This is a genomic window from Streptomyces sp. NPDC002787, assembly GCF_053592095.1.
Map to the genome: position 1 here is coordinate 239,809 of NZ_JBSFVC010000008.1, position 12,860 is coordinate 252,668.

A 12,860-nucleotide genomic window follows, 5' to 3' on the forward strand; every position below is an offset into this window, starting at 1 on the left:
CGGTCGACGGATCACGACCGAGCGCATCCGTGCCCAGCGGGCAGGGCTGAACGTGGCCGCGATCGGGCCGCCGTGTCCGCCTGCGGGGGATCACGCAGCAGCCCTGCTGCGCCCCGACGACTCCTGCGCCGCGCCCCAGCACGGTGGTAAGTCCGACTTCGGCGACTCGGCCTGCGGTGGCCTCGAGCAGACCGGAATCGGACCGGGTCTCCTCATCTCCGAGTACGGGCCCCGCTGTACCGTGAAAGCATGCACGTGCGGCTCTCCCTGCTCGCGGGCACCGACAAGGGGATCACCGAGAGTGAGATCTTCCGGTTGGCCCTTCAGCACGCGGTGGCCGAGTTGGACGCGCTCGGCGGCGCCATTCATTTGCGCGGCCCGATGTCAGCCCTGCGCCTCGTGTCGTCGACCGGTCTGCCCCCAGCGCTGACTCGTCCCTGGGAAATCGTCGACCAGGAGGGACCGACGGTCCCGGCGGGTGCGGTGCGCGAGGGCCGAAGCGTGTGGGCATCGACTGAGTCCCCTGATGTTCCCGGGCCACCGGTGAGGCCGTGGCCGGGTGCGGGACTCGCTTCCGTACCGATGTTCCGTGGGGACCGTACGATCGGCGCACTCACCCTGGCGATGGGCGCCGAGGGCGAGCCGCCCCCGGGGCAGTGGGAGTTCCTGCGGAACGTGGTCGCCTGGGCCGAGGAGTGGATGCGTCAGGCACCGCCGCCCGCCTCGCTGCGGGAGACGCCGGCCGGCCATCGGCTCCGGCAGGCCCTGAAGGCCGTCACGGCCGGCACATGGGACTGGAACATCCGCACCGGCGAGCTGCTGCTGGACGAGGCGGCGATCGCCCTGTACGGCAACGACCCGGCCGGTTATGTGCCCCGGATCGAGAGCTGGATGAGGGTCATCCACCCCGACGACCTGCCGTGGACGCTGGCCGCGGCCGAGCGGGCCATCCGCGACGGCACCGTGTACGAGGCCGAGTACCGGGTGCGGCGACCGGACGGCAGCTACGGCTGGACTCAGTCCCGCGGCACGGTCGTGGAGTACGACGACGGGGTACCGGTCCGGATGGTCGGCATGGGATGGGACAGCAGCGAGTCCCGTTCCGCACGCGACGCGCTCAGCCGAGCGTTGCGCCACATGAGCGACGGTTTCCTCCTGGTGGACGACGACTGGCGGGTCACCTTCGCCAACCTGGAGGCGGAGCGCACGCTCAGCGTTCCCGAGGAGGAGCTGTTCGGACAAGTCCTGTGGGATCTGCCCGCCGTACAGCGGGTCCCCGACCTGGAGGTCCGCTGCCGGAAGGCCGCCGCCACGGCCACGCCCGACAGCCTCGACGCCCGGATAGCGGCCGGGCGCTGGCACCATCTCCGACTCGTCCCGGGGCCGGACGGGCTCACCCTCTACCTCACGGACGTCACCGAGAAGCGGCAGCGCGAGGCGGAGCTGGCCGCCACCGCCCGTACGGCCTCCGAGCGCTCGACCCGGATCGCGGAGCTGACCACGGCGCTCGCCAAGGCGACGACCTCGCGCGATGTGGTGGAGGCGGTCGCCCAGCGGGTGCTGCCGCCGTTCGGCGCCAGCGGCCTGGCCGTGGTGACCGTCGAGAGCAACCGCATGCACATCGTCGGAGCCGTGGGCTACCCCCGCTCCTTCCTCGACTCGCTCAACAGCCACCACGTGACGCCGAACGACCCGGTCGGGGAAGCGATCAACACCGGCGCGCCGCTGTTCTTCTCCTCGGTCGAGGAGTACGCCGAGCACTATCCGCAGCTCGCCCACAGACCACGGCTGGCCGGCAAACAGGCGTGGGCGTTCCTGCCGCTGACGGTGTCCGGGCGCACGTTCGCCGTCTGCTCGATCTCCTTCGACCAGCCGCGCCGCCTCGCGCACGAGGAGCGGGCGCTACTCACCGCGATCAGCGCTCTCGTGGCACACGCCCTGGAACGGGCCCGGCTCTACGACGCCGAGCACACGCGCTCCCAGGAGCTGCAACGCGGGCTGCTTCCCCAGCAGCTGCCCGACGTACCCGCGTGCACGGCCGCGGCGCGCTACCTCCCCGCCGGACAGGGCATGGACGTGGGCGGCGACTGGTACGACGTCATCCCCCTCTCCGCCGGCCGGGTCGCGCTCGTCGTCGGCGACGTAATGGGCCACGGTCTGTCCGAGGCGGCCACCATGGGCCGGCTGCGTACCGCTGTCAAAACCCTGGCAGACCTGGAGCTGCCCCCCGACGAGATCATGGGCCACCTCAACGACATCGTCAGCGGGCTCGGCCAGGACTCGTACGCCACCTGCCTGTACGCGCTCTACGACTCCACCACCGGGATCTGCACCATCGCCCGGGCCGGCCACCCGCCACCCGCCGTGGTGCGGCCCGACGGCACCGTGCGCTTCCCGGGCATGTCCCCGAACCCACCACTCGGCGCAGCCGAACCCCCGTTCGAAACAGTCGAGTTCGAGTTGCCCGACGAGAGCCTTCTCGTGCTGTACACCGACGGGCTGGTCGAGTCCCCCGACCGCGAGGTCGAGGAGGGCATGGCCGAACTGGGGCGGCTCCTGGGCACGGCCGACCGCAGGAATCTGGAACGGCTCTGCGACACGCTCACCACTGGGCTGCTGCTTGGTGCGGAGGAGACCGCCCATGACGACGCCGCCCTGCTCGTCAGCCGTGTCCACGCGCTCGCCGCCGACCGGATCGCCTCCTGGGAGCTCCTCGAGGACCCCCGGGCGGCCGGACAGGCTCGCGAGTACGTCCGCGAGCAGCTGTCCGTCTGGGACCTGGACGACCTGACGATGACGACGGAACTCATCGCCAGCGAGCTGATCGGGAACGTCGTACGACACGCGAAGGGCCCGGTACAGCTGCGGCTGCTGCGCAGCGCCAGCCTGATCTGCGAGGTCTCCGACGGAAGCCTGACCACACCCCGCATGCGCCGCGCGTCCGAGACGGACGAGGGCGGGCGCGGTCTGCAGCTCGTCTCGGCGCTTTCCCAGCGGTGGGGCACGCGCTACACGGCGTCCGGGAAGTGCATCTGGACCGAGCAGGCACTCTCCGGCGCCCCCGATGATCTGCCCATGTCGGCGGGGGGCCCGGTGGATCCGTCCCGGCTGCAGATCGTGGCGGCGTAGCGCCCGCCGCACAGCCTGCCGCGCGGCGGGCACGTCCGGCGCCGGTAGGGCGGTGGTGCCGGCGCGTCTCAGCGGCTGTCCGCGGCGCAGGCGGAGCAGACGGCCTTGCCCTGAGCGGTCCGGTCCATCTCGACCGCCACGTAGAAGCGGTCGCAGGCGTGGCAGTGCACGCGGGTTTCCCAGATGTCCTCGACCTCGTCGCGCGGGTCGCCGCCGGTGGTGCGTACGGGATCCCGGCCGAACCGGAGCGCCAGCCCGTACAGTCCGGCCGCCAGGGCGACCGTCACCAGCGGCGCGAGCTGGGCGAGCACGGCGTGCGCCGTCTGCTCCGTGAGAGTGATGCCGACGGCGGATGCCACCACCCAGGCCCCGGCTCCCGCGGTGACCGGGGCGAGCCGCAGGGGCCGGAACTCGGGCAGACCGTCGCGGTCGGCGCCGCGCGCGGCGATGTGGACCAGGGCAGTGGCCACCCACGCGGTGACGAACACGCCCTGCCAGGCCAGGGCACGCAGCAGATAGCTGAGCACATCGGTGAGCATCAGCAGGTACGCGATGGCTCCGGCGACGGCGACCCAGGCGGCGCGCGGCAGCCTGACCCGCAGGACACGGGCGGCGAACGCCTCCAGGTTGGTGGAGGCGAGGTAGTAGTTGGCGGTGTTGATACGGGTCTGGGACACGATGATCACCAGGACCCCGGCGAATCCGAGCGTACGGATGAACGCGTCCACCACACCGGTTTCGGACCCCGCGATGCCCCAGGCCCGCAGCAGGTAGATGCCGATCAGACCGTTGACGGCGAACGTGCAGAGGTAGAAGAGCCAGCCGAAGGTGACGTGGGAGTGGAAACCCTGGTCCTCCGCCCGGCCGAAGCGGGCGTAGTCCATGGTGTACATCATCATGATCCACACGCCCATGTAGATCAAATACGAGGTGAGCCACCCCGGGAGCGCTCCGCCGGTCCGCGCCGAGGCCAGCCAGTCGTCCGGGTAACCCTGCTTGACGGTGGCTGTGACGACGACGGCGACCAGCCCGGCCACGTACAGCGGGAGCAGCACTCCGTTGAACCTGTCGAGCCAGACCCGGACTCCGCCGATCACCAGCGGCAGGGCGTAGAGCACCACGGCGAGGTACCAGAGCTTGATCTCGCCGCCGAAGTAACGCTGGAGAGCCACCGCGATGATGGATCCCTCGAAGACGCCGTAGTAGACGGCGGTGGCCGCGAAGATCAGCGGTGCGAGCGCCGAGCCGAGCACGCCGAACAGCCGACGGGAGAGCAGGGCGACCGTGAGCCCCGTGCGGGCGGCGTACCGGGACAGCACGAGGTTGACCGCTCCATAGGTGACCGTCGACAGCGCCATGCCCACGATGGTGGCCGGCGTGCCGACGGCGTCTGCCGAGGCCACCGCGATGTACAGCCAGAACATGGCCGAGAAAAAGGCTCCCCAGGCCATGGCCAGCGACCAGCGGCCGGATCGCCAGGACAGGGGGACGACATGCGTCGAGTAGTCCTCGATGGCGGCCTCTTTGACGACTCTGGGGTCGTCGGCGAAGGAGACCTCTAGGGCCGGGGGCTCGGGCGTCGTGGGCATGAAGGTCACCTGAAGGAAGCGGGCGGAGCAGGAGAGAGGATCGCGGTCGCCCGTACACCGTGCGTGCAAGATGTCTACTTTTGTACGTCATTGATCTTATGATGACTTTTACTCGACGGCGTGAATCCGCACCTCGCGTACCCACGCATCCAGGGAATCTCGGCGGCGAGCGGCCCTGCGAGGGCGAAGGCCACCCGCACGCACTCAAGATCTATGTGCAGTCGCCATGGCACTGCCCGGTCGACCTGCGAAGTGGGAGCCCCGGGCACGGAGGGGGCGACACAGGCACGGCGCTCGTCCACTTCACGGCGTCGTGCCCACAGCGTGCCCTTCAGAGCGGACAACCACGGTCAACAGCGGTGCCACCAGGCCCTCGCGCCTGCGCCAGCACAACGAATCCGCGCAGGTCAGAAGCTACGAGACCACGCAAGCGCCGTCGCTTCCCAAGCTGAGAGCGCGAGTTCGATTCTCGTCACCCGCTCCACGACTAATACTCCAGTGCGGTTTCGTGAGCTATCCAACGGGTTCGTCGACGATCTGTCGTCGGTAGTGGCTGCGCCGGGCTGTTGCCTGGTGGTGTCTGCGCCAGTTGGACCAGTGCAGCAGTCTGGCCACTGTTACGGCCGGTGGGTGGAAGACGGCGGTGAGCAGGTGGCGGATTTCCGGGATGGTCATCGAGATCGGATCGCGGTTGCGGGCGTGGTGGTATGCATCGACGGGCCGTTCGGGGGCCGCGTCGGCGGCGAGGGCCGTCAGGAAGGCCAGGGCAAGCATGGCGAGCGTGATGTGCCGGTGCCATGAGGTCCAGTGCCTGACCTGATAGTGGTCGAGTCCGACCTGGCTCTTGGCGGCCTGGAAACATTCCTCGACGCTCCAGCGGACACCGGCGACGCGGACGAGTTCGACAGGGGCACCTCGGTGGGTGACCAGCACAGGTAGAAGGCGAGTTCGCCGGTGGTCCGGTTGCGTCGGGTCAGCAGATGGCGGTGGCTGTCGCTGCCGATGTGGATCCAGGCCCAGTCGTAGTATCGCGGGCCTTTCGCGCCGTTTCCGGCGCTCTGACGGTGCCAGGCCGTGGCGGGCAGGCGGTCGGCGGCGGTATCCGCGCGGACGGGAGTTCGACCGTGGTTGATCCTCACCCGGGTCGAGCAGGCGACGGCCATCACGTAACCGATGCCGCGTGCCTCGAGGGCGGCGCGGAGTTGGGGGTCCTGGCCATAGGCTTCGTCACCGGTCACCCACGAGGTGGTGGTCCCGGCGTCCAGCGCGGCTGTGATCATCTCTTCGGCCGGACGGGGCTTGGTGGCGAACTGCACTGTCTGGGGTATTCCGGCGGCGTTCGGGATCGGTGCACCAGGACTGTTCTGGGAGGTAGAGCCGTCGGTCGATCTGGGCCCGTCCCCGGCTGGTGGCCAGGGCGAGGAACACGCGGACCTGGGCGTTCTCGATGCGTCCTGCGGTGCCGGTGTACTGCCGCTGTACCCCTGCCGAGGAGTGGCCCTTCTTCAGGAAGCCGGTCTCGTCGACAATGAGAACGCCGCCGTCTGGGCCGAGGTGTTCGGCGGCATAGGCACGCAGGTCGTCGCGGACGGCATCGGCGTCCCAGCGGGCGTAGCGCGCACCAGACGTTGCATCGGCCCGGGCCGCGTATGGCCCGCCTGTTCGGCCAACTGCCAGCAGTTCTTCCGTTCGACGCTCGACAGCAGCCCCAGCAGGTAAGCGCGGGCTGCGGCCCTGGGCTCAACTCGGCTGAATCTGCCCGCGATCCGGGCCATGACCTGGTCGAACATTGCTCGCCAGCGGGCAGGGTCTACGCTCTGGCCTGCGGCCACCGCACGATCTTCAGGAGTCCACACAACCCCCGATGATCATGCAGTGGCCGTACCCATTCCCAGTCGGCCCTGACAGAAGATCACGAAGCCAGAGTGGAGTATTAAGCGGATCGTCGCCGGGGAGACCTGGTGGCCATCCAAAGTCACTACGTCAACGCACCCGGCGAGCGCGGCCAGGCGGTCGCCGGCCTCTTCCGCGTAGAGAACGGCAAGATCGTCGAGCACTGGGACGTGGTGCAAGACGTGCCGACGGCATCGGCAAACGACAACGCGATGTTCTGAAAGCGGTGCCGGCCCCGGCGGGGCGGCTGCACGCGTCCTGCAGGCGGTCAGGGCGCTGGTGCAGGAGGAGGAAGTCGGCCATGAAGGGTTCGAGGTGGTTGAGCAGTGTGCTCGTCCACCGTGGTCCAAAGGGGCGGGGCAGCTGAGACCGCCCGTCTCATCGTCCGTCGGCCGGGGTGGCGGGTGTGTGGAGGTCGCGTCGCCAGGCCGCTTCGTCGGCAAGTGTTCCGGTGGTGCGGTACTGGTGGACCTGTGGGGCGTTGGGCAGGGCGTGGGTGATCTCGGTGACCGGTACCGGGCGGAATCCAAGCCGGCTCCAGAAGGGTCCGGCTCCCGTGGAGAACAGGTAGGCCGTGCGGGCTCCTTGCGCGGCGGCGTCCGTGAGCGCGTGTTCGACCAGGCGTCGTGCGGCGCCGCAGCCGCGCAGGTCGGGGCGGACGGCGACACTGCGCAGCAGCACGTGGTCGTCCTGGCGTTCCCAGCCCAGGGCCACGGCGGGACCTGCGGTGTCTCGGGTGAGCCAGTACCGGCTTCCGGGCGCGAGGACGCCCTGGGACGAAAGGCCCTGTCCGGCGAGGAAGGTGGACAGTTCGCCCCCGTCCCACTCCGGCCGGGCCGGTCTGGGGAGCGGGAGGGGTTTGGCGTAGCAGCGGCTGAGCGCCTTGTGTTCGTACGGCGGGTAGTTGGGGATCGGCCGGTAGCCGGCGCGGGTGTACAGGGCGATGGCTTCGGGCTGGTGGACGGCCGTCTCCAGGCGCATCTCGGGGTGGCCGAGGGCGGTGGCGGTGCGTTCTGCCTCGGCAAGGAGGCGGGCGGCGATGCCGCGGCCGCGGGCCTCGGGGACTACGTACATGCGTTTGAGTTCGGCGGCGGTGTCGGGGGCGGGAAAGGGCTGGACGGCACAGCAGCCGATCGGGCGGCCGTCGGTTGCCTCGGCGAGCAGGAAGCGGATGGCGGGGTGGAGGTGGGAGCCGCCGGTGCAGGGCTCGTCGGGGTAGCGGGCGGCGAGGTCGTCGTCGAGGGCGCGGACCAGCCGCGCCACGCTCGGGTGGTCGGTCGCGGCGGCCGCGATGGTGAGATCGGGGGTGGTCACAGGCTGCGGTTTCCTTCCAGGATCAGGTCCAGTTGCCTGTCCAGGACGCGCCGTTGGAGGTCGGGCGGGTAGGCGTCCGGATCGATGACGGCGTTCAGGGCCAGGCCGTCCAGGCATACGACGAGGGCGCGCACCCGCTCCTGCAGGTCCCCCGGTTCCGGCTCACCGGGCAGTGCGGCGCGCACCAGGACGGTCAGCCGGCGCACCCAGGAGGCGTGGCTGACGGAGTGCTCGCGCAGCAGACCCGGGTCGGTGCGGGTGGTGAGCAGGAAGGACGACCACACGACGGCCTCCAGGTGCCGTTCCTCGTCCAGCGGCAGTGCTTGCTCGGCGACGGCGTACAGGTGGGCGCGCGGGTCTTCGTCCGGCAGGGGCAGCGCGTCGATGCGGTCCGCCATGCGGCGGTGCATGACGGACCTGGCGTGCGCCAGGAGCGCCTTCTTGTCACGGAAGTAGTGGGTGACCATGCCCGTCGTGCACCCGGCCGCGGCGGCGACCGCCCGCAGGGTCAGCCCCTCCAGCCCGCTCTCGCTCACCACCTGCCATACGGCACCGGAGATCTCGGAACGGCGCTGGACGTGGTCCACCTGTCGAGGCACGAGGCCCTCCGTTTCGCGTAACGCACGTTGCGTAACGCATGTTACGCCATGGTTGGACACCAGGGCCAGAGGGTCGGCCGCGCCCCTGCTTGTGGCGCCCCCGACCGGCTTGGTGGGACCCCGGGGGCGTCACCCCGGGGTCCCACCGTTCGGCGGATCCGACAGCCTCAGCGATCCGACTCGATGACCGGGCCCGGGTCAGGGGTGTCGGTGTCGAAGGGCGGCGCTTCGTCGGTCCACTTCATCGACGTGATCGTCGTGTAGCTCAGCAGCTCCCCCTTGCTCACACCGTCGCCGCTCCGGGTGGCCACCGTCTCGGTGCCCAGGGGCATGCCCGTGGACTTGTCGAAGATCAGGCGGAGTTCGGGGGCGGACTCGTAGGGGCTGGGGAGGGCGACGGCGTAGCCGGTGCGGCCGGTGTGGTCCTTGACGTCTCCGAGGGAGCTCACGCCGGGTTCGGCGGCGAGGAGGCGGTAGGCGGCGGCGCGCAGCGCCGGGGTGGACGGCAGGGTCGTGGCGAGCTGGACGGCATCCTCGACGACGATCCGGTCGAGGGTCCATTCGGGGCCGTTGTAGTGCTTGTCGACCAGTTCGAACAGGCGCTTGCGGAGGGCCTTGGCATCGGTGGGCAGCGTGGGGAGGAGGCGCAGGGGAACTTCCCCCATCGGCACGCTGTCCGCGGTTCCGCCGGGGGCGTCGTGGTCGAACTCGCCCTTGCCGGCGTAGGTGTAGATCTGGTCGGCGCCGTTCCCCAGGTCCCACGACCTGGGGGAACCGTCCGCCTTCCACGCCGCTTCATCGGCTTTCGTGGACGGACGGGCCCCTGTGTCCAGCGACTGCGACCAATACTTATTGCCGGCGGTGGCCGTCCACCACCGCTGCTCGCCGCGGACGTCGATGCTGTAGTTCTTGCCGGGCACCTTGTAGCGGTCTGCGAACTGTTTCTCCACGTACCAGTACTTGCCGGAGCCGGCCGGTTGCTGCTCGACGTGGGAGGCGGCAGCGAGAAGGATTCGGCTGCCCAAGCCCAACGTCGCGGAGGGCGCGGATCCCGGCTGCTCCGGTCCTGTGCCGGTGATCACCACAGCCGCGACCGCCGTCGCCGTGGCCAGGGCGAGAGCGGACAGGAGAGGGCGGCGCACCCTCCGCGTGCGGGCGGCGCGAGCCGTGCGCGTTGCGCGCGGAAGGCTCATGAACGTTGTGAGCTCCTCCTGCCGAACCTGCGAGGGCGTGGGGAGGTCGGGGTCGAGATAGGCGGGGCGGGCGGCGGTCAGGCGGTGCAGGACGTCGTTCTTCACCGGGCTTCCTTTCCTACGACGATCCGGGCTCGGGTGGACACGCGCCGCGCGGCTGCGGCCTCCTCCTTGAGCGGGGAGGCCGACGCGGCCTGGTCGAGGCGCTTGCGCGCCCGGTGCAGGCGGACCCGCAGGGTGATGGGCGAGCAGCCGACCACCGTGGCCGCCTGTGCCGGGGTCAGGCCCTGCCATGCGGAGAGGATCAGCAGTTCCCGATCGTCCTCCGGCAGCATGGCGAGCGCCTTGAGCAGCGCGCTTCGCTCGGACACCTCCTCGGCGATGTCTGCCTCGGCGGGTTCCGCCCAGGACATCGACTCGGCGGCGAACGACGCGCGCCTGGCCTCGGCCCGGATGCTGTCCCGCAGGATGTTGCGTGCGACTACGAGCAGCCACGGCAGCGGCGGCTCGGGCACGTCGTCCAGCCTGCGCCAGGCCACGGTGAACGTCTCGCTCACCACCTCGTCGGCGACCTGCCGTCCCGCACGGCTGACCACGTAGGCCCACACTCGTTGTCGGCAGCCGTCATAGATGGCGGTGAAACGATCCGCGTCATCGTCGGGCACTGCCGCACCTCCTGTCCCTCCGGGTGTGTTCTGTCGTCAGGTAGTGGTCCGAACGAGGTGATCGTTACAGCGGAACCTCAGGAAGCCCGCCCGAGAAGCGAGGCATAGGTCACACCGAAATCCGCCGAAGACGAGCTGGTCAAAGCCGCCGCCCGCCTGCCGGCGTCTCCAAGTGGCCGGGCCGGGGTTACCGGTTGTGCGTCACCGACAGCGCGGACCGGAACGCGGCCGTTCCGAGACTGCTCAGCCGTCCTCGCGGCAGATGACCAACGACGGGGCACAGCCCCGGATCGCCGGACTCATCGACCACGAGCGGGCGTTCTGGGGCGACCCGGCCGCCGAGCTGGTCTCCCTGGCCTTCGGCGGCGACACCGGCCCGGGCAGCGACCTCGTCGCCGGTTACATCGAGGCGGGCGGCAGCCTCGACTTCACGCCCGCCCTCCGGCACCGGCTGGCTCTCTACCGCCTCTACCTGAGCCTGCTGCTCGTCGTCGAATGCGGCCCTCGCGGATACAGCCCCGACCACCTTGCGTCCTGCAGCCACACCCTCGCCGACACCATCGCCCAACTCCGGGCGCTGGAGTAGACCCACGGGAGAGCCAAACAAGTCTTCGACCAAGACGTCGCCTTCACCAGTTCGCCCCATACCGTCTCCGGACGGAGTGTCCTCCAGACCGACTTCCGGCAACGCACCACGCTGAGTCGACGCGGCCCATGCACCGCCGACAGACAGCGCGCTCGAGGACCGGCCCGGCCGTCCGCGCTGGGAGCAATTGTCAAGAACTGTGGATGGGAGCCGGGCCGACCCAGCGGTGATAGGCGTCTACGTCGACGTTGCCGCCGCACACGATGGTGACGGCGTGTCGGCCGGCGAAGCGGTCACGGTCTTCGAGGATCGCCGCGATGCCGAGTGCGGCCGACGGTTCGACGACGAGGCCGACGTGGTCGAGGAGCATCCGCATACCGGCGGTGATCGACGCCTCCTGGACCAGGACGGCGTCGTCGGCGACCAGGAGGAGGTCGTCCAGGACGGCTGGGATGGGACGTCTGCCGGCGACTCCGTCAGCGATGGTGTTGGTCGAGTCGGTGGTGACGACACGTCGCCTGCGCCATGAGTGTGTCAGCGCCGGTGCGCCCAGCGGCTGGACGCAGATCACCTCGATTTCGGGTGCCGATGCTTTCACCACGTGACCCACGCCGGTGGCCAGCGCCCCGCCGCCGAGGGCAATCAGGACGGTGTCGAACGACGGCACGGTGTCCATCAGTCCAGGCCAATGGTCGCCGCGCCCTCGCAGGTCTCGATGTCCAGGCTGTCTTCGACCAGCCGGATGCCGTCGTATCGTGCGATGGCCGCCGCCCGATCGCGAGCCATCTCGTGGTCGCCGTCCACCAGCTCCAGCCTGGCGTCTGAGGTTCCCCCGGCGTGCGGGAGGTGCTGATCAGCTGGTCAGAGCGGGTTGACGGAGTTTCAGGTTCGTTCGTTCGGTCGTTGCCCCCGGAGATGAAATCGACGTAGTCGTCCTCCATCGACCGCGCCATGTCCCCGCCGTCGCCGGACTGCCACCCCTTGCCGGCGGCCATTTGGGCAGCGGGTGCGGCCTGGCGTTTGCGGTGGGCGTAGTAGGTGGACGGGGCGATCTTGCAGTCGTGGTCGGTGAGGACCCGGCAGATCGGCTCGACGCCGCCGAAGCGGTCCTTGTGCTCGTCGACGAACGCTACGAGCGTGTGTGTGGCCGGTCGAGCTCGGCCGCGAAGAAAGACGCTGCGGCCTTGAGGATGTCGTCGGCCCGCTTGAGCTCCGCGTTCTCCTTCTTCAGTCGCTTCAGCTCCGCCGACTCCTCGCTCGTTGCGCCCGGACGGGTCCCGGCGTCGATCTGGTCCTGCCGCACCCACTTGCGCAGCGTCTCGGTCGTGCCGATGCCCAGCTTCTGGGCGACCCCTTTCATCGCGGCCCACTCGGTTTCGTACTCCGGCCGCACCTCGGCGACCATCCGCACCGCACGACGGCGCAGCTCAAGCGGGAACTGGGAAGGACGTGCCATAACTCGATCCGCTCAAACGATCGAGTCCCTACCGAACCCGGAACGGTTCACTCCGTAGTTTCCCGTTCCGCCACTCGATTCCGGTCCACGGCGGCCGTGGCCGGCCAGGGGCGAGGAACGACTTCGACAGGGGAGGGTGTCCGATACCGGGCACCCTCCCCACGCATGACGGCATGACGGCATGACGGCATGACGTCCACCGTCGGCGGTCGCGCCGCTCCGGCTGCTACTGCCAGACGTACCAACGGCAGTGGTACGTACCCGAGTCGTCCCACAAACCTGTGCTCGTTGTATCGCGAGGCGTGCCACACAGTGGATGTCGTGCCGCACCGGAGGCCTGGTGAGGCGGCTGCCGATCGTCTTCAACCCTGGCCGCCGCACTCCTCCTGGGCCGAGGCCCGCCTCGTCCGCCGCGGCGTGAACCGTGTCCCCGGAC

General features: G+C 69.8%; 8 protein-coding genes and 3 pseudogenes. 3 read left to right on the top strand and 8 right to left on the bottom strand.

Annotated features, from left to right (window positions below; genetic code table 11):
* Positions 1-249 precede the first annotated feature (249 nt).
* Positions 250-3,129: a SpoIIE family protein phosphatase gene (locus ACWD26_RS13870; RefSeq protein ID WP_451269535.1), complete on the top strand. Its 2,880-nt coding sequence runs from the start codon at positions 250-252 to the stop codon at positions 3,127-3,129.
* A 68-nt stretch (positions 3,130-3,197) separates the two neighbouring features.
* Here ACWD26_RS13870 and ACWD26_RS13875 read toward each other — a convergent pair whose 3' ends face one another.
* Together ACWD26_RS13875 and ACWD26_RS13880 are read right to left on the bottom strand one after the other, a co-directional pair.
* Positions 3,198-4,718: a purine-cytosine permease family protein gene (locus ACWD26_RS13875; protein WP_451269537.1), complete on the bottom strand. Its 1,521-nt coding sequence runs from the start codon at positions 4,716-4,718 to the stop codon at positions 3,198-3,200.
* A 513-nt stretch (positions 4,719-5,231) separates the two neighbouring features.
* Positions 5,232-6,493, bottom strand: a pseudogene (locus ACWD26_RS13880) (IS701 family transposase).
* Between the two features lie 186 nt (positions 6,494-6,679).
* Between ACWD26_RS13880 and ACWD26_RS13885 the strand changes: the two are divergent.
* A complete protein-coding gene (locus ACWD26_RS13885; protein ID WP_451269539.1) occupies positions 6,680-6,832 on the top strand; it encodes a nuclear transport factor 2 family protein in 153 nt (50 codons plus the stop codon).
* A 157-nt stretch (positions 6,833-6,989) separates the two neighbouring features.
* On the opposite strand, the gene ACWD26_RS13890 is transcribed toward ACWD26_RS13885, so the two are convergent.
* From ACWD26_RS13890 to ACWD26_RS13905, 4 genes are all read right to left on the bottom strand, one after another.
* A complete protein-coding gene (locus ACWD26_RS13890) occupies positions 6,990-7,925 on the bottom strand; it encodes a GNAT family N-acetyltransferase (RefSeq protein ID WP_451269541.1) in 936 nt (311 codons plus the stop codon).
* Entirely contained in the window at positions 7,922-8,524 is a 603-nt protein-coding gene (locus tag ACWD26_RS13895) for a TetR/AcrR family transcriptional regulator (RefSeq protein WP_451269543.1), read from the bottom strand. Before ACWD26_RS13895 ends, ACWD26_RS13890 begins: the two co-directional genes overlap by 4 nt.
* A gap of 167 nt (positions 8,525-8,691) precedes the next feature.
* Positions 8,692-9,822, bottom strand: coding sequence for a CU044_5270 family protein (locus ACWD26_RS13900; RefSeq protein WP_451269545.1), 1,131 nt, complete (start codon positions 9,820-9,822; stop codon positions 8,692-8,694).
* A complete protein-coding gene (locus ACWD26_RS13905) occupies positions 9,819-10,382 on the bottom strand; it encodes an RNA polymerase sigma factor (RefSeq protein ID WP_451269547.1) in 564 nt (187 codons plus the stop codon). Before ACWD26_RS13905 ends, ACWD26_RS13900 begins: the two co-directional genes overlap by 4 nt.
* Positions 10,383-10,644: 262 nt before the next feature.
* Between ACWD26_RS13905 and ACWD26_RS13910 the strand changes: the two genes are divergently transcribed.
* Complete coding sequence (locus tag ACWD26_RS13910) at positions 10,645-10,968, top strand: phosphotransferase (protein WP_451269549.1); 324 nt, start codon at positions 10,645-10,647, stop codon at positions 10,966-10,968.
* 190 nt (positions 10,969-11,158) lie between these two features.
* Here ACWD26_RS13910 and ACWD26_RS13915 read toward each other — a convergent pair.
* Positions 11,159-11,787 (bottom strand): annotated as a pseudogene (locus ACWD26_RS13915) (pyridoxal-phosphate dependent enzyme); the annotation flags it as partial.
* Between the two features lie 197 nt (positions 11,788-11,984).
* Positions 11,985-12,424, bottom strand: a pseudogene (locus tag ACWD26_RS13920) (transposase); the annotation flags it as partial.
* Positions 12,425-12,860 lie beyond the last annotated feature (436 nt).